General features: G+C 56.6%; 19 protein-coding genes. 15 read left to right on the plus strand and 4 right to left on the minus strand.

Annotated features, from left to right (window positions below; translation table 11 throughout):
* Position 1: 1 nt before the first annotated feature.
* From Q1Q75_RS04630 to Q1Q75_RS04645, 4 genes are all read right to left on the minus strand, one after another.
* Entirely contained in the window at positions 2 to 1,801 is a 1,800-nt protein-coding gene (locus Q1Q75_RS04630) for an extracellular solute-binding protein (RefSeq protein ID WP_300667914.1), read from the minus strand.
* Positions 1,802 to 2,801: 1,000 nt separating this feature from the next.
* Complete coding sequence (locus tag Q1Q75_RS04635; RefSeq protein ID WP_300667916.1) at positions 2,802 to 3,842, minus strand: ABC transporter permease; 1,041 nt, start codon at positions 3,840 to 3,842, stop codon at positions 2,802 to 2,804.
* Positions 3,842 to 4,852, minus strand: a complete 1,011-nt coding sequence (locus tag Q1Q75_RS04640; RefSeq protein ID WP_300667918.1) for an ABC transporter permease subunit — start codon at positions 4,850 to 4,852, stop codon at positions 3,842 to 3,844. The genes Q1Q75_RS04635 and Q1Q75_RS04640 overlap by 1 nt, the downstream gene beginning before the upstream one ends.
* A gap of 153 nt (positions 4,853 to 5,005) precedes the next feature.
* The gene (locus Q1Q75_RS04645; RefSeq protein WP_300667919.1) at positions 5,006 to 5,929 is read right to left on the minus strand and encodes a diacylglycerol kinase family protein; all 924 of its coding nucleotides are present in this window, start codon (positions 5,927 to 5,929) and stop codon (positions 5,006 to 5,008) included.
* Positions 5,930 to 6,320: 391 nt separating this feature from the next.
* On the opposite strand from Q1Q75_RS04645, the gene Q1Q75_RS04650 reads away from it, so the two are divergent.
* From Q1Q75_RS04650 to ftsZ, 15 genes are all read left to right on the plus strand, one after another.
* Positions 6,321 to 6,773: a division/cell wall cluster transcriptional repressor MraZ gene (locus Q1Q75_RS04650; RefSeq protein ID WP_300667921.1), complete on the plus strand. Its 453-nt coding sequence runs from the start codon at positions 6,321 to 6,323 to the stop codon at positions 6,771 to 6,773.
* Positions 6,774 to 6,779: 6 nt separating this feature from the next.
* On the plus strand, positions 6,780 to 7,718 hold the full coding sequence (gene rsmH, locus Q1Q75_RS04655; protein ID WP_300667922.1) for a 16S rRNA (cytosine(1402)-N(4))-methyltransferase RsmH: 939 nt from the start codon (positions 6,780 to 6,782) through the stop codon (positions 7,716 to 7,718).
* Positions 7,719 to 7,790: 72 nt separating this feature from the next.
* The gene (locus Q1Q75_RS04660) at positions 7,791 to 8,090 is read left to right on the plus strand and encodes a hypothetical protein (RefSeq protein WP_300667924.1); all 300 of its coding nucleotides are present in this window, start codon (positions 7,791 to 7,793) and stop codon (positions 8,088 to 8,090) included.
* 42 nt (positions 8,091 to 8,132) lie between these two features.
* The gene (locus tag Q1Q75_RS04665; protein WP_300667925.1) at positions 8,133 to 9,896 is read left to right on the plus strand and encodes a penicillin-binding protein 2; all 1,764 of its coding nucleotides are present in this window, start codon (positions 8,133 to 8,135) and stop codon (positions 9,894 to 9,896) included.
* Positions 9,893 to 11,395: a UDP-N-acetylmuramoyl-L-alanyl-D-glutamate--2,6-diaminopimelate ligase gene (locus tag Q1Q75_RS04670; protein ID WP_300667927.1), complete on the plus strand. Its 1,503-nt coding sequence runs from the start codon at positions 9,893 to 9,895 to the stop codon at positions 11,393 to 11,395. The genes Q1Q75_RS04665 and Q1Q75_RS04670 overlap by 4 nt, the downstream gene beginning before the upstream one ends.
* A 10-nt stretch (positions 11,396 to 11,405) precedes the next feature.
* Positions 11,406 to 12,800: a UDP-N-acetylmuramoyl-tripeptide--D-alanyl-D-alanine ligase gene (gene murF, locus Q1Q75_RS04675; RefSeq protein WP_300667929.1), complete on the plus strand. Its 1,395-nt coding sequence runs from the start codon at positions 11,406 to 11,408 to the stop codon at positions 12,798 to 12,800.
* A 9-nt stretch (positions 12,801 to 12,809) separates the two neighbouring features.
* Entirely contained in the window at positions 12,810 to 13,889 is a 1,080-nt protein-coding gene (mraY, locus tag Q1Q75_RS04680) for a phospho-N-acetylmuramoyl-pentapeptide-transferase (protein ID WP_300667931.1), read from the plus strand.
* A gap of 8 nt (positions 13,890 to 13,897) precedes the next feature.
* Positions 13,898 to 15,253: a UDP-N-acetylmuramoyl-L-alanine--D-glutamate ligase gene (murD, locus tag Q1Q75_RS04685; protein WP_300667932.1), complete on the plus strand. Its 1,356-nt coding sequence runs from the start codon at positions 13,898 to 13,900 to the stop codon at positions 15,251 to 15,253.
* Positions 15,246 to 16,352 (plus strand): putative lipid II flippase FtsW, encoded by a 1,107-nt coding sequence (gene ftsW / locus Q1Q75_RS04690; protein ID WP_300667934.1) that lies wholly within the window; start codon positions 15,246 to 15,248, stop codon positions 16,350 to 16,352. Before murD ends, ftsW begins: the two co-directional genes overlap by 8 nt.
* On the plus strand, positions 16,345 to 17,439 hold the full coding sequence (gene murG / locus Q1Q75_RS04695) for an undecaprenyldiphospho-muramoylpentapeptide beta-N-acetylglucosaminyltransferase (RefSeq protein ID WP_300667936.1): 1,095 nt from the start codon (positions 16,345 to 16,347) through the stop codon (positions 17,437 to 17,439). The genes ftsW and murG overlap by 8 nt, the downstream gene beginning before the upstream one ends.
* Positions 17,440 to 17,480: 41 nt before the next feature.
* A complete protein-coding gene (gene murC, locus Q1Q75_RS04700; RefSeq protein ID WP_300667938.1) occupies positions 17,481 to 18,854 on the plus strand; it encodes a UDP-N-acetylmuramate--L-alanine ligase in 1,374 nt (457 codons plus the stop codon).
* Between the two features lie 2 nt (positions 18,855 to 18,856).
* Positions 18,857 to 19,804 carry a UDP-N-acetylmuramate dehydrogenase gene (murB, locus tag Q1Q75_RS04705; protein WP_300667940.1) on the plus strand — a complete coding sequence of 316 codons (948 nt, stop codon included), beginning with the start codon at positions 18,857 to 18,859 and terminating at the stop codon, positions 19,802 to 19,804.
* Positions 19,785 to 20,627, plus strand: coding sequence for an FtsQ-type POTRA domain-containing protein (locus tag Q1Q75_RS04710; RefSeq protein WP_300667942.1), 843 nt, complete (start codon positions 19,785 to 19,787; stop codon positions 20,625 to 20,627). Before murB ends, Q1Q75_RS04710 begins: the two co-directional genes overlap by 20 nt.
* A gap of 12 nt (positions 20,628 to 20,639) precedes the next feature.
* Positions 20,640 to 21,866, plus strand: coding sequence for a cell division protein FtsA (gene ftsA, locus Q1Q75_RS04715; RefSeq protein ID WP_300667944.1), 1,227 nt, complete (start codon positions 20,640 to 20,642; stop codon positions 21,864 to 21,866).
* A gap of 171 nt (positions 21,867 to 22,037) precedes the next feature.
* Positions 22,038 to 23,243, plus strand: a complete 1,206-nt coding sequence (gene ftsZ / locus Q1Q75_RS04720) for a cell division protein FtsZ (RefSeq protein WP_300667946.1) — start codon at positions 22,038 to 22,040, stop codon at positions 23,241 to 23,243.
* Positions 23,244 to 23,299 lie beyond the last annotated feature (56 nt).

Here is a 23,299-nt window from a genome sequence, read left to right on the forward strand (position 1 = left end):
CTTATCCTTTCGGCTTAAAGGTCTCTTCGATGGTGGTTACCGGCGGAAAGGCTTTCTTCTTCTTCATCGCCTTCTTTGTCTCCTCATGACGCGCCTTGTCATACCAGAACGTGCCGCTGCCAAAGGGGTCGAAGAGATCATTGGCATGTTTGGTGCCCGGCGGGGTGGGCAGCCGCCACCAACGCCAGTAAGCCTGGCGGAAATAGGGAACCATCATGGTGGGGACAAAGCTCGCCTGCTCATGCAGCATCCCCTGAATTTTCCGGGAGAGCACCTTGCGTTCCCCCTCGTCCAGAGAGTTGTGGTAACGATCGATCACCTCGTCCAGTGCTTTATTGTCCGTGTTGGTGATATTGTTGGTCTGAGGTTTGTGGGCGTTGTCCGAGTGATAGCTCTGCCAGTACCGGGGCCGAAAGCTTGTGGACCAGGCCATCATGGCCACGTCGTGCTTCTTCTCCAGAAATTTTTTGAACGCCGAGGAGTTGTCCAGCTTCTGAAGCCTGATCTCCACCCCGGCCTTTTTCGCCTCCTCTTTTAAAACCACCAGCCGCTCGGTGATCTCATCGAAGGAGTAGGCGACCTCCACAGAGAAGCGCTGCCCCGCCTTCTCCCAGATCCCATCCGTCCCGCGCGTCCAGCCCGAGGCGGTCATCAGGCGCTTCACTTCACCAATATCGTAAGGACGGGCACGCAGGGTCTCATCCGAGTACTGTCCATACCCCTGATAGGCATGATTCAGCCTGAAATAGTCCCCACGCAAGACCTTTTGAATCACCTTGTCTACGTTCATGGCATGGGCAAAGGCCAGGCGCAGGTTGCGATCTTTAAAGATCTCTCGATCCTCGTTTAAATAAAGTCCCTGGGGCGTTCGCCGGGTGTCATTGTAAAACCAGATCCGCTCCACGTACCCCTTTTTCACCACCTCGGTGTCGCTCTTCCGGTACCAGTACTTGGGATAGGTGATGCGAAAGGTGTCGAGACGCCCTTTCAAAAAATACCCCCACTGGGTGTTGAAGTCCCGGACCACCCGAAAAATCACCTTGTTCACGTTAAAGCAGTTCCGGTTGTAATAGAGGTCCTTTGCCCACCAATCCTTCTTGCGGGCAAAGACAACCTCCTTGCCCTTCTTAAAGGAGCTGATCTGATACGCCCCGGTGTTGGGAACAATCTTCCAGTTGTAACGGGCAACAAAATCTTTGCCCAATCTGCCATAGAAATGACGCGGGGTCGGCGCGATAGAAAGCTTGAGATTCAAATCCGGCTCGGCCCGGGTGCTCACCACGGCCAAGGTGTGGTCGTCATAAACGATGACCTTCTCGATCTCTTCGGTGTAGTAGTGCTTGTACCAGGGCGCCACAATCTCTTTTGAACGCATAAACTCAAGGGTATAAGCAAAATCATCTGCCGTCACCGGCTCGCCATCGGACCAGCGCGCTTTGGGGTTGAGCTTGAAATACATGGTCTTCCTGTCCGCCCCGAAAGCCCAGTGCGTGGCAAGGGCCGGGATAATCCGCTCGGTATTGGGATGCAGATCGACCAAGCTCATCTGATTGCCGCCAATATTTCCCCGAAAAGAGCCATTAGAGTCCGGCCCTACGGTCCGGAAGGTCAACGGGAAGCTGCCGATGGGACTCACAAACACCCCGCCCTTGACCGCCTCAGGTGAAGAAAAGACCGGGTCTTCATGGTTGGTGAGCCACACAAGCCCATCGGGCAAGGTCTCGGCCCCCAAAGGGGCAAGACACATCCCCCAGACTAAAAAAGCAATACAAAGCGTCCGAACCACTATCTGACGTCGCATGAATGTCTCCTAAAATAATTAAAAAACGGCCTCCGGCGGCAAGGTGCGAAGCCACTGTAGCAAAAACCACCTTGAAAGCGGGTTTGCGGATGCGCTTTACCCCTATGTCACGGCGTAACCGCAGGCGAAGACGGATCGCTTGTCGCGCCGTAGCCCATTGATGTCAGTCGAATGGTGACGCATGAACATGGGCGTAGGCGGACTTGTCACGCCGGAGGCTTTTGCGTAGGCGGATTCCTCGGGTCAAATCACACCCGCATTGTAAAACGAAATTCATTCAAGAAGAATTTTTTAAGACCTATTTATTAAACTTTTTGTAACTATTCAGCTATCCATTTTTTCTTTATGACCCCGGTCTGACAACACCCTGCGCTTTTCGTCTTCCCCGCGCAGGCGGGAATCCATCTATGAAAATCCGTATCGTCCTCATTTTTATAATGACGTACCGGATGGATGCTTAGGGTGCGCCGTGCGCACCGTCAGGCATATCGTAAACCGGAAACACCGCATGTTGAAATAAAACTCGTGGTGATCGTTAACTTGCGAGGCCGATGGTCCTCTCTACGGTAGAAGGTGCGGGAGCCGCACCCTACGCGGTGATGAAAAGACGTGACGTATTGGCATTTGAATTTTTCTGTCATTTGCCTCGAACGACCAGGCAAAGGCAAGCTGAATAGTTACAATATTTGTAACCTATCGCCTATCGCCTGTTTTTCGCCCTTAGCCTTTAGCCCGGATATTTCATGAGAAAACAATCAGGACTTAGGAATAATTCGTAATTACCGTTCTTTGCAGTAATATTTTCAGTTGTTTCAAAAATGCAAAATGTAATCCACGGTATTCTGTTTGATTTTCTCACCCTTCGGGCGAGCCGGGTGCACTCATCTGCTGCGTTATCAGAGCCTTGAGGTAAACCACTACATCTTCGGCTCTGATGCCTTGCATATGAGCGCACCCAACTCGTGAAATATCCGGGTTAGCCTTCTTTTTTCCCTTCTCCCTACTCATAATACGTATACATCTTCGCATCAAAAGCCTCCCGCACCGCCTCCCCCATAAAGGTAACGGTGGTGAGCACCAGCATCATGGCACCGATGACCGAACCAGCGATCCACCAGGCGTCCATATTGGCCCACCCCTGATTCAGCAGCTCCCCCCAGCTCGGCGTGGGCGCGGGCAATCCAAAACCCAGGTAATCCAGGGAAGTCAGGGAGACAATGCCGCCGGAAATGGAAAACGGGGCGTAGGTCACCACCACGGCCAGGGTGTTGGGCAAAATATGCCGGACAATAATGCGCCACCGGGAAGCCCCCAGAGCCCGGGCAGCGAGCACATACTCGCGTTCGCGCTCCCGGTAGGTCATGGTACGCATCACCCAGGTCATACCCATCCAGCTGAACAAGGCCATCAGAATAATGAGAGTCCAGAACCCCGGGGTCATGATCGAGGAGATAATGATCACAATATAAAGGAAGGGCACATTGGACCAGATTTCGATGAGCCTCTGAAAAAAAAGGTCAAACCTCCCCCCCAGATACCCCATCAGGCACCCAAGACTGATCCCCACGGCATAGGTCACCAGCAGCAGCCCCAGCGCAAAAAAGATGGCCGTGCGGAAGCCGTAAATCAAACGGGCCAGGACATCCCTTCCCACGGTGTCTGTCCCCAAAAGATGCCGCTCATGCAGGGAGGGAGCAAAGGGCGGGTAGTCGTCGTCCTTTAAATCGGTTTCGAGCGGGTTCCAGGGAATCGGCGGCAAAAGCACCCAGCCCCTCTTCTCCGTTTCAAGGGTCTTTTTCAAGGCGCGATAGTTGGTCTCATACGCGTAATCCAGCCCGAAGGTGGCCCCGGGGATCATGGCACCATAGGTGGGGAAATACCAGGTGCCCCCGTCATTGACCACCAGCGCCCGGCTGTTGACGCAGAGCTCTGCCCCCACCGCCAGCAGCAGAAGAAGAAGCAGGATGACAAAAGACCAGTACCCGCGCCGGATAGAACGGAATCGTTTCAGCTTGCGTATGGTAAGAGGATTAAGCGTCATTATTCGAAGGTCACCCTGGGATCGGTCAACGCCACGCAGATATCCGAGAGGATATTGCCGACAAGAAAAAGAAGGGAAGAGATCACCAGCACGCCCAAGACAACGGGGTAATCACGCTCCACCACAGATTCGTAGCCAAGAAGCCCCATCCCGTCGATATTAAACACTTTTTCAATAAGAAAAGAGCCGGTTAAAATCAGAGAAATATTGTTACCGAAACTGGTGGCCAGAGGAATCAGGCTGTTTCGAAGGGCATGACGAAACACCGCTTTTCGAAACGGAAGCCCCTTGGCCACGGCCGTGCGCATATAATCGGCGGACAGAGTGTCCATCAGGGTGTTCTTCATTAACATGGTCATGACGGCAAACGAGCCCGCCACATAGGAGATCACCGGCAAGACCGTGTGCCACACCACGTCTTTCACCTTGCCCCAGGCGTCCATCTCGTCATAAAAATCCCCCACAAAGCCCCCTAAGGGAAACACCTCCCAACGTGCCGAAAAAAGAAGCAGCAAAAGCACCCCGATCACCCAACCGGGTATGGCGTACCCCGTAAAAACCAGAAGGGACGAGACATTGTCGAATCGGCTGTTGTGCCGTACCGCCTTGGCCATCCCCAGGGGGATGCAGACCCCATAGACAAGAACCAGGGAGATAAGCCCAAAATAAAGAGAGATGGGAAGCCGATCCAGGATCATCTGAAGCACCGGGTCGTAATACCGGGTGGAGGTCCCAAGATCCCCCTTTACCACCTTGGCGAGCCAGGAGACATAGCTCTGGAGCAGGGGCTTGTCAAACCCGTAATATCGCCGAAGTTCATCGATCTGATCTTCCGACAGTGGCTGTCCCTGATCCGCAGCCACCATCCCCGTCTGCTGACTCCGCGCCTCAGCGATCATCCGCTCCACCGGCCCGCCCGGCACAAACCGCGTCACGGCAAACACCATCACCGTAATCCCGATAAAGGTGGGGATCACCAATAACAATCGCCTGATAAAGTACGCCTTCATAGAGTCCTTATAAAAGAGATTTTTGCCTCCGGCGGCCAGGGGATGATCCCCTGGACCCCAGGTTTCCAGGGGGGGGTGGCATGGCTGACGTCATCCCAGCCTTTGAGGGGTGGAAACGCCGCACTCACGAAGCCCCGACACCCCTCACCCCAGCTACCAGAGGAGCTCAACGTCATCCCAGACGCTAATGTCAAGCTGATCGTCGGTGCGACATTCCCCGTCCAGCATCCAGCGGACGGGGCCGTTTTCACAGCGAACGGTCACGCGCTCTGCCGGTGCGGAGTAATGCATGGCAGGATGGATGATCTCACGTCCGGTCCAGAGCCTGGGAATTTGCCCCACAATTTGCATCGGGGCCAGTGAGCAGGCCAGGAAATGAAAGGCCCCTTTGCGTTCGTAAGCCCTCGGGGTCGCACGGCACCCCATGCTGATGTCCTCCACCGTGCACCCGAGAAGGATGCTGAACTCGGTCTCAGGCAACTGCTGTCCGTCCACTTCAACGAGAAAGCGCTCGGGTTGGAACATCTTTCTGGCGTAATCCGTGCCTGCGAGGGCGCTTCCGGCGATGCGGGTCCCCAGCTTCACGGCCTGGACCGGGCCTTGTGTCGGGGCGTCATAATAGGCGTCAAGAAACTTCACCACCACAGCGGCTCCGGACATGAACCCCAGGTGCCCATTGGCACAAAGGACCTGATTTTTCATACGGGTCAACGGCCCCTGTTCTTTCAGCCCCTTCACAACGCGGGTCAAAATCGTCTCCGGCGTCCCTTTAATGCCCAGACCGCCTGCCACGGTGTTCATGGTCCCGCCACGCATCACCACAAAGGAGGGCAAGGGGCTCTCCTTATATATTTCAGCAAAAAAGGTCATGGCCATCTGCAGGGATCCGTCCCCGCCATTGACTCCAACCACTTTGCACCCCGTCTTCAGGCAGTGGCGCGCCACATCATAAACCGCATCAATCGATTGGGTTTCATGAAGGGTTCCGACACCGTCCAGGATCGCGGCCAGCGCCTGAGCGCGCTCCGGTTTCTTTCGATTCTGTTTCGCATGGGGATTATGAATGACGGATATCACGGGTCTCTTTTTCCTATTCTAAAAGGTATCCAAAAAAAACGTCCCCTCGGTACTTTCAGCACGCAGCCCCTTGAAATAAAGGGACAGCTCATCAGGATCCAAACCGCATAGGCCGGTGGGAATGAGTTTTCAGTAACAATCAAATGACACTCGCAAGTCACCTGATTCTTATCAGAACTTTCAGAAAAATGCCCGGTTCTTTTTTTGAACCCCTGGAAATGCACCCACTTTGCACCTCCGATTATCATTTTTTCATCAACGACCTTAATAGCATATAATCATTAAATAATTTGGGATTAATTTTGTTTTTTCTCTTGACTATTCGATCAAAAATTGTAGTCTAACAAAAGTAAAGTGGATGTAATGTGTATCAATCACATAAAGGCTTGGCATGAGCGCATTCAGAGGCACGTCAAATCACACAATGGATCCCAAGGGGAGACTGATCATCCCCTCGCGATTCCGATCCGTCATCAAAGCGGGACGGGAGGAGTGTGTGATGATGACAAAACTTGACGGAGCCCTGTACGCCTACACCATGGAAGAGTGGGACATCTTTGAGACAAAGCTCCGCAAAGCCATGGGAAAACACATGAACAAGATCCGCCGCTTCATCATCGGCAGCGCCCAGGCTTGCCCCCTGGACAAACAGGGACGCATCCAGATCCCCAAAGATCTTCGGGATTACGCCGACATCAAGCCCGAAAGCGAGGTCACCCTCATCGGCCTTGTGGAGCGATTTGAAATCTGGCAATCAGGCAAACTTAAAGAAGAGCAGGAAGCCATTGAAGAACTGCTCCAAACCGATGAAGCTCGAACTGAGCTCATGGAATTAGGACTGTAGATCCACATGGATTTTAAACATATATCCGCCATGCCTCGTGAGGTCATGGCCTACCTTGACCCCAAACCCGGCGGCACTTACGTCGACGGTACCTTGGGCGGAGGCGGCCACTCTGCGCTGATCATCGACCGCATCATGCCGGGGGGACGATTCATCGGCGTGGATCAGGACATGGACGCCATTTTAAACGCCAGGGAGCGCTTCAGCGCCCACGGGGACGACGTCACCCTGGTTCACGACAACTTTGCCAACCTTCCGGCCATCCTCGCGGAGCTCAACATCAGCGGCGTGGACGGCATCTTTGTGGACATCGGCCTCTCCCAGCACCAGCTTGAAGGCAGCGGGCGCGGCTTCAGCTTCATGAAAAATGAGCCCCTGGACATGCGTATGGACGCCCGAGGCGACACCACCGCAGAAGACCTGGTCAACACGCTCCCCGAAAAAGAGCTGGCCGATACCATTTATAAATACGGAGAAGAGCGCTTCTCTCGGGGCATCGCCAAGGCCATTGTCAAGCGGCGGGAAACAGCTCCCATCACCACCACGCTGGAGCTGGCGGACATCATCCGCTTTGCCATGCCTGCCAAGGCGGTGGCAAAACAGAAAATTCATCCGGCCACCCGCAGCTTCCAGGCACTCCGCATTGCCGTCAACCGCGAGTTGGATCGGCTGGAGCGGTTCATGGACGATTTCTGCGGGCTCCTCAACCCGGGTGGCAGGCTGTGCGTTCTCTCCTTCCACTCCCTGGAAGATCGCATCGTCAAGCAGAAGATGCGGCTCCTCGCCAGTGGGTGCACCTGCCCGAAAAGCATTCCCATCTGCGTCTGCAAAAACGAACCCAAGGTGAAGCTGCTCACCCGAAAAACCATTCGACCGGCCGAAGATGAGGTGGCAGCAAACCCCATGGCACGCAGCACACGTTTGAGAGCTTGTGAAAAATTATGATTCGAGACGGCTTGCTTAAAGCCACCTCAACCCTTGCCGACTTCCGGCCTCACCCCCTGACGGAACCGCGCCATGAGCCGACAAAACAAAAGGCAGCGCCCAGCTCTGCAAGCCGCTATTTTGATCTTCCTGATCGGGCTTCTGACTGAGGGGTTCACTTATACCTGGGTTCGAAGCCGGTGCCACCTGACCACCCGCGCCATCGCGTCAGAGACACTCCTGAACCTGAGGCTGGTTAAAAGCCAAAAGCGGCTCAAAGTCGAGATGGCGCACTTAAAGTCGCCTCGGCAACTTGCAGACAGAGCTCGAAAGGAGCTGAACCTCAGTCGCCCAAGCCCGGACCAGATTCTCCGGGTAAAATCCAAACAGTAACACAACCCATACAGCGTTGATCAACCGGAACCAAGGGGAACCATGCCGTCACATACCGACAACACCATGAAACGAGTCAAAGCCAGGGGATCCTTGATTGCCCTTGTGTTTGCCATGGGGTTTCTGGTCATCGCACTACAAGCGGTCTCCCTTCAAGTGTTCAAGCAGGGAGGGCTCTCCCGCAAGGCCGAAGTCAGGTTCGGCCGGTCGGACACGGTCACGGGCAAACGGGGAACCATAAGCGACCGCCACGGAAGGCCCCTGGCCGTCAGCATTGCGGCCAAGGCCATCGGGGTCTACCCCAGAAAAGCGGCCACGATTAAGAATGTCCCTAAAGCGGCACGGCAGATCGCCTCCTTGCTGAAAATCGATGCAAGAAAGGTGGAGAGAGCCCTGCAGCACCCGAAGTACAACTGGATCAAGCGCCCTGTGCCTCCCGAAATGGGAGCAGCCGTTGCCGCTCTTAAGATTCCCGGCGTGGAGGTTCACCCCTTCCATAAACGGGTCTACCCCAGCATGGAGCTGGCGGGACAGCTTATCGGTGCATCCAAGATTGACGACATCGGCGGACGCAATGGCCTCGAGTACCGGTACAACGATATCTTGAGCCCCACCACCGCCAACCGAACGGTGAAGTGGGACGGCAACGGCAATCCGGTGGACGTGTCATCCGCGCCTCTGGATGAGATCAGCGGAAGCAACCTGGTCCTGACCATCGACGCCAACATCCAGGACATTGCCGAATCGGCGCTCAAAGAGGCGGCGGTTACCCACAAGGCCTCATCCGGAATGGCCGTGGTGATGCGGCCGAAAACCGGTGAAATTCTGGCCATGGCCAATTACCCGGGGTTCAACCCCAACAACTTCGGCGCCTTCAGTGGCGAGACCCGCAGCAACCGTGCCGTGGCCGCCGGCTTTGAGCCCGGTTCCACCATGAAGGTCTTTGTGGTGGCGTCTGCCCTGGACTCGGGCAAGGTGAAGCAATCCAGTATTTTTTACTGTGAAAACGGCGCGTACGACATCGGCGGATTCACCTTCCACGACACCCATGAATACGAGTGGCTAACCCTGGAGCAGGTGATCAAATTCTCCAGCAACATCGCCGTGGTCAAGATCTCCGAGATCATCGGGAAAAAGGCCCTGCACAACGCCCTGAAAGACTTCGGCTTCGGTCAGCGCAGCGGCATCAACCTGAACGGAGAGTCAAAGGGAATCCTCACCAGCCCATCCAACTGGAACATGGTGGAGACCGGAGCGATTGCCTTCGGTCAGGGCGTATCGGTCACAGCCCTTCAGCTCGCCACCGCCTACTCTGCCCTGGCCAACGACGGGATGCTTGTCAAACCGTGGATCGTCAAGGAAGTGGTCTCGCCCAATGGGGAACGGGAAAAAACCTTTTCATCTCCCGGAGAAAAACGCGTGATCAGCCCGGAGACCGCCAGATTCGTCAAAAAAATCATGGCATCGGTCACCGAAGAGGGCGGAACAGGGGTCCGGGCGGCCCTGTCCGACTACACCGTCTGCGGAAAAACAGGCACTGCCCAGAAAATCGGCCCGAACAAACGCTATTTTAAAGACCGGTACATCGCCTCCTTTGCAGGCTTTGTCCCCATGAATAACCCGGAACTGAGTATCGTGGTCGTCCTCGACGACCCAAGAAGCGGAGGGTACTACGGCGCCACTGTCGCCGGTCCCGCATTCCGTGAAATTGCATACAAAACCCTTGACTACCTGCACGTGGCTCCGGAAAACGAATCCATCCCGGAGAAACTGCTTCTGGCCTTGAAGAGCGAGGAGAAGAAGTGAGATTATCCTGCCTCACAAAAACCCTGAGTGACCTGATCGTGGCCCCGCTGCCCGCAGGGGACCCGGTGATCACGGCCATCCATTACGATTCCCGAAAAGTAACATCCGGAGCCCTCTTCGCGGCGCTCCCCGGCGAAGCGGTGGACGGCCACCGTTTTATCCCGGAAACCATCCAATGCGGTGCGGTCGCCGTCCTCGGCGAGCTCCCCCAGCCCGACCTCTCCGTGCCCTACATCCAGGTCACCGACTCACGCAAGGCCCTGGCCCGTATCTCGGCTGCATTCTACGATCATCCGGCGGAAAAACTTTCCCTGGTCGGGATCACCGGTACCAACGGCAAGACCACCGTGGCTTATATATTGGAGAATATCTTCGCGTCGGCTGGGTACTCGGCAGGCGTCATGGGTACCGTCAGCACCCGGTTTGCAGGCCATGAAGAGACCAGCACCATGACCACCCCCGAATCCCGGGACATTCAGGACACCCTCTCCCGCATGGTGGAGGCCGGGGTCACCCACGCGGTGATGGAGGTCTCCTCCCATGCCCTGACCCTGGATCGTGTTGAGGGGTGCGCGTTTGATGCGGCGATCTTCACCAACCTCACCCAGGATCACCTGGATTACCATGGCACCATGGAGGTCTACTGGGACTCCAAAAAAATACTTTTTGAGCGCCACAGAAAAACAGGCGGCGCGGCGGTTATCAATGTGGGAAATGAGCACGGCTTGAAACTGGCCAAGAGCCTTTCCGGCAAAATCTTTACGATAGGCAACGGGGAGAGCCCCCTCACCTCCCGCAACATTCGTGTGGCCATCGACGGCATCCATGGAGAATTCATCACCCCGGACGGGGCCTTCCCCTTTGCCTCCAAGGCCACAGGACGTCACAACCTGGAAAATATTCTCTGTGCCACCGGCGCAGCCCTGTCCCTGGGCATTCCCATGGATGCCATCATCCGGGGAGTCGCCGACTTCCATGTCCCGGGACGTCTGGAGCGCGTGAAGAACCCCAAAGGGCTTCACCTCTTTGTGGACTATGCCCACACACCCGATGCCCTTAAAAACGTTCTGTCGACCCTTCAGACCCTGGTGCCGGGTCGTCTCATCTGCGTCTTCGGATGTGGAGGGGACAGAGACCGAACAAAACGCCCCCTGATGGGCGGTATCGGCGCGCTGTACAGCGATCTTGCCGTGATCACCTCGGACAACCCCAGAAGTGAAACGCCCGAAAAAATTATTGATGACATTGTTCCGGGTATAGACGGGAATACAAGTTTCAGGTATGAACCTGAGCGTCTCCCCAAAGATTTTGCCCGGAAGGGCTATGTGGTCATCACGGACCGCCGGGAGGCCATCGCCCTCGCCGTGGCTGCCGCCCTTCCCGGAGATACGGTTCTGGTGGCGGGTAAAGGCCATGAGACGTATCAGATCATCGGTAACCGGCGAATTGATTTTGACGACAGACAGGAGGTTCTGAAAGCAGTTGAAAGCGCAAAATAGGTCATACCCGATGCCCTGGAGCACGGGGGATGTCCTGGCGGCCACCGGAGGAAAATTGGCCTTCGGAGACCCGATCGCTATTCATGCGCCCATCTCCACCGACTCCCGAACCATTGAAAATAACTCTCTTTTCATTGCCCTTGAAGGTCCTTCCCACGACGGTCACCGCTACATTGGCGCTGCCATCGATCAAGGGGCCCGATGTATCGTGGCCGCTGCGGCCAAAGCGGCAGGACTTAAAACAGACGGTTGGGAAGCGCGCGGCGTCTCCCTGATTCTGGTCAAGGACACCCTGACCGCCCTGGGACAGCTTGCCCGATTCCGGCGCGATGCCTCGGGGGTCCGTCTCGTTGCCATCACGGGATCCAACGGCAAAACCACCACACGAGCCATCACGGCCTCGGTTCTCTCCGTTCGCCATCAGGTGCACGCCACCTGCGGCAATTTTAACAACGAAATAGGCCTGCCCCTCACCCTGTTCCGTCTTGCCCCCGAGCACAACTGGTCCGTGGTCGAGCTGGGAATGAACGCACCGGGAGAAATGACCCGCCTGGGTCACATCTGCCGAGCCGACATCGCCGTCATCACCTGCATCGGGGAAGCCCACCTGGAAGGGCTCGGAACCATTGAAAAGGTCACCGAGGCCAAGGCTGAGCTTCTGGACACACTGGCCGAAGGTGCCACCCTTATTTTAAATGGTGATGACCCGCACCTGAGGGCACTGGCAGCAACCCGAGGGCTCTCTCCCATCTGGTACGGTTTCTCGGAAGACGCCCATGTACGGGCCGAAGCGATCACCTGGGATGGTTCACACCAGCACTTCACCCTCTGCCACGCAGGCGAGTCTGTAAAAACCTTCCTCCCCCTGGCAGGGACCTTTATGGTGCAAAATGCCCTGGCGGCCGCCGCCGTGGGTCTTGAAGCGGGGCTCTCGCTCTCCGAAATCGCCGAAGGTCTTCAAAAAAGCACCACCGAAGCGGGACGCCTGACCATTCACCAGACGGCTTCCGGAATGCACATCATTGATGACACATACAACGCCAACCCCCTCTCCATGGAGGCTGCCCTGGCAACGCTCTCTCGCCTTAAAGAAAAAGGTCGTGCCCTGGCCGTCCTTGGAGACATGCGTGAATTGGGTAAAGATTCCCCTCGGTTTCACCGGGAGCTGGGCAGCAAAGCCGCCGCTTCCGGCGTGGCCTCTCTCTACATCAGCGGAGAATTTGCACAAGACGTCCGAAAAGGGGCGCTGGAAGCCGGGCTTCCAGCCCATCTCATTCATACAGGTGAAAAAGACGCGCTGAGTCAGCGCATCAAAAACGACACACACACCGGAGACTGGATCCTTGTTAAGGGATCCCGCTCCATGGGCATGGAACAGATCGTCACCGATCTGCTGTGCAGGTAGCAGGAATATATGATTTATAATCTCCTATACGGACTTCACGCGGACATTTCGTTTTTTAACCTGTTCCGTTACATCACCTTTCGAACCATCTATGTCACCATCACGGCCTTTCTCATCTGCTTTCTTATGGGGCCCTGGCTCATCAAGAAACTCAGGTGTCTCCAGATCGGGCAGTATATCCGGGAATGCGGCCCTGAAAGCCACCTGGGAAAAGCCGGTACCCCGACCATGGGGGGGGTGATGATTCTCTTCTCCATCATCGTCTCCACCGTCCTCTGGGCTGACATCTCCAACCCCTATGTCTGGATTGTGCTTCTGGCCACCGCTGGCTTCGGATTCATCGGGTTTGCCGATGACTACCTGATGCAGATCAAAAAGCGGAGCAAGGGTCTCTCAGCCCGCCAAAAGTTTGCCATGCAGACCGCGCTGGCCCTGCTGATCGGTTGGCTGGTCTACAGTTCCCCGGGATTCTCCACCACGGTCACGGTTCCTTTCCTGAAAAACGTGCACCCGGACCTCGGCTTCGGCTACATCTTCTTTGCCGCCTTTGTCATTGTGGGATGCTCCAATGCCGTTAACCTGACCGATGGACTCGATGGTCTGGCCACCGGCCCCATGATCATCGCCAGCCTCACCTACATGGTCTTTGCCTATGTCTCCGGCCACGCAGGCCTTGCCGAGTACCTGCAAATTCCCTTCGTTAAAAACGGGGGAGAGATGGCCGTCATCTGCGGGGCGGTGGCGGGTGCAGGCGTCGGGTTTCTCTGGTTCAACTCTTACCCGGCCCAAATTTTCATGGGAGACACCGGATCCCTTCCTCTGGGAGCGACCCTGGGCACCGTCGCCGTTATCACTAAACAGGAGATCCTGCTGGTGATTGTCGGAGGGCTTTTTGTCATGGAAGCCCTGTCGGTCATTCTTCAAGTCACCTATTTCAAGTTGACGGGCGGGCAGCGGATCTTCCGCATGGCCCCCCTGCACCACCATTTTGAACTCAAAGGATGGCAGGAACCCAAAGTGATCGTCAGGTTCTGGATTATCTCTGCCATGCTGGCCCTTCTGGCTATCAGCACACTTAAGATTCGATAGGAGACGCCATGAAGCTTTCCGGCAAAAAAATTATTGTGGTGGGACTGGCCCGATCCGGGGCATCCATCGCCCGTTTCCTTTCCGAACGTGGTGCCCACGTCGTGATCAGCGATGCCAAAGCCCGAGAGGCGCTGGGAGAGCTCCCCGCCGCCATGGAACAGGAAGGGATCGAACTCGATCTCTCCGGGCACACCCAGCACCTCTTTGAAAACGCAGACCTCGTGGTGTTAAGCCCCGGAGTCCCTCATACCCTGGCCCCTGTTAAGCGTGCCCGCGAATTGGGCGTTTCCGTGGTCGGGGAGATTGAGCTGGCCTCACGGTTCATTGAGGCACCCATCCTGGCGGTCACCGGCACCAACGGTAAAACGACCACCACGGCCCTGCTGGGAGAAATGCTCGCCGCGTCCGGCATGAAGGTCTTTACCGGCGGCAATATCGGCACCCCTCTGACCGAATGCCTTCGGGCGGAGGACCCTGCGGATGTGGTGGTGGTGGAAGTAAGCAGCTTTCAGCTCGACACGATCGAGCACTTCAGGCCCCACGTGGCCGTGCTTTTGAACATCACCGACGACCACCTGGACCGTTACCCCGATTTCGATGCCTACAAACGATCCAAAGGACGGATCTTTGAAAACCAGGGACAGGATGATGTGGCCATCTTAAATACATCCGATCCCCATGTGGCGGATATCGGACGTGTCCTGAGAAACCGCAAACTCACCATCGGAGGCAGTGGCCCCAACGCAGCGGCCGTCACGCGCACCCAGGTCACCATCCGCACCTCCGGACTTCCGGAAGTACGCATCGACCTGACAAAATCCCTTCTGGTGGGGGCTCACAACCGTCAGAACATCGCGACCGCCGCCCTGGCCGCCCTTTCCGCCGGGGCCACCGCCGAAGGCATTCAAGACGCCGTGGATCACTTTAAGGGCCTGCCCCACCGCATTGAGTACGTGGACACCGTTTCCGGCATCACCTTTTACAATGACTCCAAGGCCACCAACATCGATGCCGTAGAAAAAGCCGTCACCGGTTTTGATACCCCCATCGTGCTCATCATGGGAGGGCGTTACAAAGGAGGCCGGTTCGCCTCACTTTCCAAGGCTCTGAAAAAAAAGGCCCGCGCCATCATCGCCATTGGCGAGGCAAAAAAAAAAATCGTCTCCGCCCTGGCCCCCTCCATCAAAACACTTGAAGCGGAGGACCTGGACGATGCCGTGAACAAAGCCTTTTCCAAGGCCAAAGCCGGGGATTCTGTGGTCCTCTCTCCGGCCTGTTCCAGTTTTGATATGTTCACCAATTACAACGAGCGGGGCGAGAAGTTCCGCGAATCGGTCTACCGACTGAAAGCACACCATGGTTAACGCGAAGGCAACCCGACATCAAGGCGAGTACGATCGCTGGCTCTTCTACACCACCTTCACCCTGGTGGGGCTGGGACTGCTGATGATTTTCAGCGCCACATCCCAGAGCAGCAATGGCCTCGTTTATTTGAAGCGACAGATTCTATTTGTGGCTGTGGGGACCGTTCTCATGGTAGCAACCAGCCGGTTTCCCTATCGTTTCTGGAAAAAGCTTGCCCTTCCGCTGATGGTGATCACCCTGGGCGTTATCGTCCTCACCCTGATTCCCGGAGTGGGCCACAAAATCAAAGGAGCCTCCCGATGGATTCATATCGGCAGCTTCTCCATACAGCCCACCGAGTTCCTCAAAGTGGTTCTGGTGATGCTGATGGCCGCCTCGTTAAGCAAAAAGGCCGAAAAGATTCGGTCCTTTGAAATCGGGGTGCTGCCCCACTTGTTTCTGATCGGGCTGATTGCCTTTCTGGTCAACCTCCAGCCGGACTTCGGCACCGTGGTCATTCTCTGTGCCGTCACCTGGATCATGATGTTTCTGGGAGGGGCCAAGATCATTCACCTCCTAGCGCCCCTGATGATCGTGGTCATCCCGCTGATGATCTATTTCGTCCTGGGCCACGGCTACCGCATGGACCGTATCAAGGCATTCAGGGACCCCTGGGCCGTCGAGAGAAACGAAGGGTATCAGGTGACTCGATCGCTCATGGCCTACGGTTCCGGTGGCATCACCGGCAAAGGGCTTTCCAACAGCGAACTCAAATTAAAACACCTGCCCGAGTGCCACACCGATTTTATCTTTCCCATTTTGGGGGAAGAGCTGGGACTTATCGGAGTTCTCTCCGCCCTGGGCCTTTATGTGCTGCTTCTCACCCGGGGGTTCATCGCCGCCATCCGCTGCACCGACATGTTTGGTTGCCTTCTGGCCATCGGAATCTGCGCCGTCATCGGAATTCAGATTATCGTCAACCTTGCGGTGACCATGGGGATTCTCCCTCCCACGGGGCTCACCCTTCCCCTCATGAGTTATGGGGGCAGTTCACTGCTCTGCACCATGGCAGGCATCGGTATCGTCCTGAACGTGGCCCGAGGGGGACAGCATGTTTAGAAAAAAAGAGTTTCGCCTCGTGGTGGCAGGCGGTGGGACAGGCGGGCATCTTTTCCCCGGCATTGCCATTGCCAAAGCGTTCTGTAAGAAACAGCCCGAGACCCAGGTTCTCTTCATCGGCACAGAGAGGCCCTTTGAAAAACGATGCGTCACCAAGGAAGGGTTCCATCATGCCGTGGCCGGAGCTTCCGGCATCAAAGGGCTGGGCTTCAGGAAAAAACTGGCGGCGGCGGGCAGGCTTCCCCTGGCCATTGCCTCTTGCATGATCAAACTGATTCGCTTTCGAGCCGATGCGGTGGTAGGCGTCGGCGGCTTCTCCTCCGGACCTGTGATTCTGGCCGCCTGGCTCCTGCGCCGCCCGGTGGTGCTTCACGAACAAAATTCCGTTCCCGGCATCGCCAACCGGCTCTCTGCCCGCTTTGCCGGAAAAATCTTCCTCACCTTCCCCGGAAGCGTGGCGTGGTTCCCCGAAGAGAAATGCACCCTCTCCGGCAACCCGGTGCGGGAAGAGATTCTGGGCATTGAACCCCGGGAAACAGACCTTGGTTCCCCCACCCTTCTTGTCGTGGGAGGTTCCCAGGGTGCGGTGGCCCTGAACCGGGCCGTCACTGAGGCCCTGCCTCAACTGAAAGAACTCGGGTTTTACATCATCCACCAATGCGGTGAAGCGGATGTGGAGAGGGTCAGAGCCTGCTATGCCGAGGCGGACGTCGACGGGGAGATTCTTCCCTTTATCGACAACATGTCCGGTGCCTATGCCCGGGCCGATCTGGTGCTCTGCCGATCCGGTGCCACCACCCTGGCGGAGCTGACGGCCATGGGAAAAGGGGCCGTGCTGGTCCCCTTCCCCCACGCGACGGACAATCACCAGGAGATCAACGCCCGATATCTCGAAGAGAATGGTGCGGCAGAGATCCTGCTTGAAAGCAACCTCTCCGGGGAGAGCCTGGCCCACCTTCTGGAGTCGCTGCTGAATAACCCCGAGGCCCTTTCGACCATGGGCAACAACGCCAAAAGACTGGGACACCCCGACGCCTCCACGCTGGTGGCTGACGGTATCCTGAAGCTGACACAAAAAACGACTTAATCCCTCTGTTTTAAAGCAGGGGCAACCATACAGGACAGTCCATGTATCAAAAGGAATACCATATTCACTTCGTCGGCATCGGCGGCATCGGCATGAGCGGCATCGCAGAAATTCTTGTCCGCCTGGGCTACACCGTCACCGGATCGGATCTTAAAGCATCCGCCAACACAAGCCGCCTGGAAGAGCTGGGATGCTGCGTTTCTATCGGACACGCTCCGGAGCATATTGTGAACGCCGATGTGGTGGTCACCTCCTCTGCGATAGATCGCCAAAACCCCGAAGTAGGTGCCGCCAGAAAAAAAGGAATCCCCATCATTCCCCGCGCAGAGATGCTGGCCGAACTCATGCGCCTGAAGTACAGCATCGCGGTAGCCGGTGCCCACGGCAAGACCTCCACCACCTCCATCACGGCAGCCATCCTTGAAAAAGGCGGTCTTGACCCGACGGTGGTTATCGGTGGCGTTTTAAAAAGCAAAGGCACCAATGCCATGCACGGCCTCGGTGATTTTATCGTGGCCGAGGCTGACGAGAGTGATGGATCCTTCTTAAAATTTTCGCCCTCCATCGCCATCATCACCAACATCGACCGGGAGCACCTGGACCACTACGGCAACCTCGCCACCATAAAAAAAGCCTTTGTCCAGTTCACGGAGAGGGTCCCTTTTTACGGGCTCTCCATCCTCTGTATGGACAATGAATCGGTCCAGGAGATTCTTCCCGAGCTCACAGGCCGCTACACCACTTACGGGCTGAACACCCGTGCCGATTACCAGGCCCGAGGCATCTCCTTTGAAGGGAGCCGGAGTTTTTTCTCCGTCTACCACCACGACGAGCTGCTGGGGGAGATCACCCTGAACCTTCCCGGGGTCCACAATGTCTCCAACTGCCTGGCCGGCATTGCCGCAGCCCGGGAGATTGGCATCGATTTTCCCTTGATCAAGTGTGCCCTGGAAACCATTGAAGGGGTCAAAAGGCGCCTGGAGAGAAAAGGCGAGCGGGAGGGTGTGATGGTGGTCGACGATTACGGTCACCACCCCACAGAGATTAAAACCACCCTGCTGGCCGTACGGGAAAGTTGGCCGGAAAAACGCATTGTGGCTGTCTTTCAGCCCCATCGTCACACCCGGACCCGAGATCTATTCGATGATTTCACCCGAGCCTTTTATAACACCGACGCCCTGCTGATTCTCCCCATCTATGCTGCGGGGGAAAAACCCACGGAAGGCATCACCAGCCAGAGCCTGGGGAATATGATCGAAGAACGCGGTCACGAAAACGTGACCTGCTTCGACACCTTTGACGCGGTGGTGAGCCATCTGGAGACCACCCTCAAAGAGGGGGACATGCTGTTGACCCTGGGAGCCGGAGACGTCGTTAAAGTAGGCGAACTATTTCTTGAAAGAGGACAGGCGTAAGCATGGACGTATCCGAGCCCATCGCCGCTCTCTCCGCGCTGTATCACGGCGTACTCCGGAAAGAGGAACCCATGGCCCGCCACACCTCCTTCAGGCTGGGCGGGCCCTGTGATCTCTATCTGGAGCCCGAGAGCCTGGACGATCTGCGCATTGCCGTGGCTTTCCTGACCCAGCAGGGCGTGCCCCTGACCGTGGTAGGAGACGGCACCAACCTCCTTGTCAGAGACGGCGGGATCCAGGGAACGGTCCTCTCTCTGGGCACAATGGACTCGGCCATCGAAGAAGACAGGCAAAAAAACAGTGTTTTCCTAACGGTCCCGGCTGGAGTCAAAACCCAGCACCTCTGCCGATTTGCGGCCGTCAAAGGCCTCTTGGGACTTAATTTTGCCACCGGCATCCCGGGGACCGTGGGCGGGGCACTGGCCATGAACGCAGGAACTGATATCGGAGCCTTTGGAGACATCATCGAGAGCCTGATGGTCATTGACCCTGTCGGCACAGTCCGAACCGTCTCACGGGACGAGATTGACATCGCGTACCGTCACCTGGCCATCGATGGGAAAACCCGAAAAGATGAGGGATTCCCCATCATCTTCTCGGCGCGGCTCCGCCTGAAGGCAGGGGACCGAGAAACCCTGATGACGCAGCGGGAATCGCTCCTGTGCCGACGCAAATCAAGCCAACCGGTGGGACTTGCCAGCGCCGGGTGCTATTTCAAAAATCCGCCCGCAGGCCCCCCGGCAGGACAGTTAATCGACTCCCTCGGGCTGAAAGGCGAAGCCGAAGGGGGAGCCCAGGTCTCCGAGCTTCACGCCAACTACCTGGTAAACACGGGCAAGGCCACCACGGCTGAGGTTCTCATGCTGGCGGCACGCATCAAAGAACGGGTCCAACAGACCCACGGCATTCAACTGGAAGAAGAGGTGACCCTTGTCGGCAGGGAAACGTAAACCAGCCAAAAAGAACCGCTTCGTCGAATCCGAAGCGGTGAGCCTGGAGAGGCGGCGCCGAAGACGGGGTTCGCTTCTCTTCGGGACGAGTCTTCTCGCCATGGCAGGCGTTTGCAGCGCCCTGTGCGTGCTGACTTATGCGTGGCTGACCCAGACCCCTCTTTTTCAGACACGGTTCGTCATCGTCTCGGGGAATCGTGCCGTAAGCCACAGCGAGATCCTGGATACCGCCAGTATCCAGAATGGAGACAACATTTTCGGCATCAATCTGGATGTGGCCCGAACGCGCCTTTCCGCCCACCCATGGATCGACACGGCGGCTATCACCCGGGAATTTCCCAACCGCATCATTATCCGGGTGACGGAACATACACCCGTCGCCCTGGCAGAAATTGGCCATTCGTACCTGATCAACACCCGGGGAGAAATCTTTGACAAGAGCAAAGATGCGTTCAAAACCCTTCCCGTTATCCTGGGGCTAACCCGTGGCAGCCTGCCTCTTTCTGGCTTGCACACTCCGGGGCGCGCCAACAGCCCGGTACATAAGGCCGTTTTGGAACTCATTCCCCTGCTGAGCTCTCTGGCCAAAAAAAAGGGGCGGTTTTCTGTAACCGGGGCCGTGACTGACCCCAAAACCGGCGTTCGCCTGCTCACGGAAGGGGCAACCCGCCGCATCGATTTGGGATTCGGCGACTACGACAATAAAATAAAACGGGTAAACGAACTCTTTGCCCTGCTTGAAAAAAAAATAAACCTTATCGCTGTCGCGTCGATTGACGTAAGTGACATAAACAGCGTTGTCATCAAACCGGCGAAAAGTTAAAGGAGGATGCCCATGCAGGCACATGAAGATATTATTGTCGGCCTTGATATAGGCACAACAAAGATCTGTGCTGTCGTCGGAGAACGATCCGGAGGCGAGGTCAACATCATCGGCACAGGCACCCACCCTTCCATCGGACTCAACAAAGGGGTGGTCATCGACATCGAGGCAACCGTCGACTCCATCAAAAAAGCGGTGGAAGAAGCGGAACTCATGGCCGGTTGTGAAATTTCCTCCGTCTATGCCGGTATCGCCGGGGGCCACATCACCAGCCTCAACAGCCACGGGGTCATCGCCATCAAAGGGCGTGAGGTGACCCAGGACGATGTGGACCGTGTCATCGAAGCCGCCAAGGCGGTCTCCATCCCCATGGACCGTGAGGTCATCCATGTGCTCCCCCAGGAGTATATTGTCGACGACCAAAAGGGAGTCCACAACCCCATCGGCATGACCGGCGTCCGGCTGGAAGCCAAAGTGCACATCGTCGTAGGTGCCGCATCATCGGCCCACAACATCATCAAATGTGCCAACAAAGCTGGGCTTGACGTCAACGACGTGGTTCTGGAATCCCTGGCCTCCGGTGCCGCCGTCCTTACCGACGAAGAGCGGGATTTAGGCACAGCCCTGATCGACATCGGGGGAGGCACCACGGATCTGGCCATTTTCTCCGGCGGCAACATCCAGCACACCTTCGTTCTGGCCATCGGCGGGCTGCAGCTCACCAACGATATCTCTATCGGACTGCGGGCGAGCAAAAACGACGCCGAAAAGATCAAGGTCAAATACGGCACCTGCCTCTCCAGCGCCGTTGACCCCACGGAGACCATCGAGGTGCCCGGCATGGGGGGGCGCGATCCGCGCAGCATGCCCCGCCAGGTACTCGGAGAAATCCTGGAACCTCGGGTCGAAGAAATCTGTGCCCTGGTCAAGCGGGAGATTTTTAGAGCAGGCCTTGAAAACCAGATCGCCTCCGGAATCGTCCTCACCGGTGGGTCGTCCCTCTTGGACGGCATGAACGATGTGGCCGAAGCAATTTTTGACTTGCCCACCCGCCGTGGCAAACCACGCCAAATCGGCGGACTTGTGGACATTGTCAGCAACCCCATGTACGCCACCGGCGTGGGGCTGGTACTCTACGGAGCAAAAAATCAGGTGGAGAAAAAGTTCCGAATCCGGGACGAAAACATCTTTCACAGGGTCACCGCCCGCATGAAAAAATGGTTTTCTGACGTGGTGTAGGGAGGCGTCTCCGCCCAGTAAACGGGCGGTCATCCATACATCCGTCTGACAAGACGAGGGGATTAACCGACCTGTCGAACAGGGGCTCATCGGGCGTTGGTGAGGCATCCATTCCGACAGGACACAGCCAAGGGATCAAAAACCGATTATGAATTTGAGTGGAGGTGGGATATGAGTTTTTCTTTTGTAGACAGTGACAAGTCAGCAAAAATCAAAGTCATTGGAGTCGGGGGAGCCGGAAGCAACGCGGTCAATAACATGATCGAAGCGAATCTTCATGGCGTAAAATTTATTGTGGCCAACACCGATGCACAGGCTCTGGAGAACTCCCGGGCCGAAGTGAAACTTCAGATCGGCGGCAAGCTCACCGAAGGCCTCGGTGCTGGTGCCAACCCCGAACTGGGCAAACAGGCCGCCCTTGAGAATGTGGACGCCATCCGTACCGCGATCCAGGACAGCCACATGGTCTTTATCACCGCCGGGTTGGGCGGTGGCACCGGCACCGGAGCCGCCCCTGTTGTGGCCCAGATCTGCAAGGAGCTGGAGATTCTCACCGTTGCGGTGGTAACACGCCCCTTCTCCTTTGAAGGCAAAAAAAGGGCGCGCCAGGCCGATCTCGGTCTTGAGGAACTTCGAAAATACACCGATACGGTCATCACCATTCCCAACGACCGCCTGCGCAGCATCGCTGAGAAAAAAGCGACCATGATCGATATGTTCCGAAAAGCCGATGAGATCCTCCACCACTCGGTGAAGGGCATCACGGACCTCATCATGATGCCTGGCCTCGTCAACCTCGACTTTGCCGATGTTCGCACCACCATGCGCCGTGCTGGCCTCGCCCTGATGGGCATCGGCATCGCCTCCGGTGAAAACCGCGCGAGAGAAGCCGCTCAAAAGGCCATCGCCCACCCGCTCCTGGAAGATGTCTCCATCCGCGGCGCCAAAGGCGTGCTCATGAACATCACCAGTGGACCGGACCTCACCCTGGATGAAATGACCGAAGCCTCGGATTTCATCCACGATCAGGTGGGCGAAGAAGCCGAGATCATCTGGGGGCAGGCCATCGATGAAGAGATCGGAAACGAGATGCGGATCACCGTCATCGCCACCGGTATCGGAGAGACCGCAGAGCCCGCGTCCGTGAATCTGCCCAAACGCACCCTCGACTCCATCGAGAAACGGGGCAAGGTCCGCGACCTCACTTTCAATGAGCTGGAACTTAACACACACGCTCTGGATGAACCGGCCTACGTCCGTCACAATATTCCCGTGGGCAGCACCCGAGGAACCTCCGTGGCAACTGCCGCCGGCCTCACCATCAACGCCGAAGAGGATCTGGACATCCCGACGTTCCTTAGAAAAAAAGCCGACTGACCCTTGCCATCCGATGACACCCTCGGGGTTCACCCCACCCCGTGACGGACCACTGG

The organism is Desulfoluna sp. (genome assembly GCF_030145185.1).
In the GTDB taxonomy this organism is placed as follows: Bacteria; Desulfobacterota; Desulfobacteria; order Desulfobacterales; family Desulfolunaceae; genus Desulfoluna.

Coding starts and splice junctions, on each gene's coding strand:
- Q1Q75_RS04660 (WP_300667924.1), top strand. CDS start 7,791: ATGAGCCGACAAAACAAAAGGCAGCGCCCAGCTCTGCAAGCCGCTATT.
- ftsZ (WP_300667946.1), top strand. CDS start 22,038: ATGAGTTTTTCTTTTGTAGACAGTGACAAGTCAGCAAAAATCAAAGTC.
- mraY (WP_300667931.1), top strand. CDS start 12,810: ATGATTTATAATCTCCTATACGGACTTCACGCGGACATTTCGTTTTTT.
- murD (WP_300667932.1), top strand. CDS start 13,898: ATGAAGCTTTCCGGCAAAAAAATTATTGTGGTGGGACTGGCCCGATCC.
- Q1Q75_RS04635 (WP_300667916.1), bottom strand. CDS start 3,842: ATGACGCTTAATCCTCTTACCATACGCAAGCTGAAACGATTCCGTTCT.
- murG (WP_300667936.1), top strand. CDS start 16,345: ATGTTTAGAAAAAAAGAGTTTCGCCTCGTGGTGGCAGGCGGTGGGACA.
- ftsA (WP_300667944.1), top strand. CDS start 20,640: ATGCAGGCACATGAAGATATTATTGTCGGCCTTGATATAGGCACAACA.
- rsmH (WP_300667922.1), top strand. CDS start 6,780: ATGGATTTTAAACATATATCCGCCATGCCTCGTGAGGTCATGGCCTAC.
- Q1Q75_RS04650 (WP_300667921.1), top strand. CDS start 6,321: ATGAGCGCATTCAGAGGCACGTCAAATCACACAATGGATCCCAAGGGG.
- ftsW (WP_300667934.1), top strand. CDS start 15,246: ATGGTTAACGCGAAGGCAACCCGACATCAAGGCGAGTACGATCGCTGG.
- murB (WP_300667940.1), top strand. CDS start 18,857: ATGGACGTATCCGAGCCCATCGCCGCTCTCTCCGCGCTGTATCACGGC.
- murF (WP_300667929.1), top strand. CDS start 11,406: ATGCCCTGGAGCACGGGGGATGTCCTGGCGGCCACCGGAGGAAAATTG.
- Q1Q75_RS04630 (WP_300667914.1), bottom strand. CDS start 1,801: ATGCGACGTCAGATAGTGGTTCGGACGCTTTGTATTGCTTTTTTAGTC.
- Q1Q75_RS04640 (WP_300667918.1), bottom strand. CDS start 4,852: ATGAAGGCGTACTTTATCAGGCGATTGTTATTGGTGATCCCCACCTTT.
- Q1Q75_RS04665 (WP_300667925.1), top strand. CDS start 8,133: ATGCCGTCACATACCGACAACACCATGAAACGAGTCAAAGCCAGGGGA.
- murC (WP_300667938.1), top strand. CDS start 17,481: ATGTATCAAAAGGAATACCATATTCACTTCGTCGGCATCGGCGGCATC.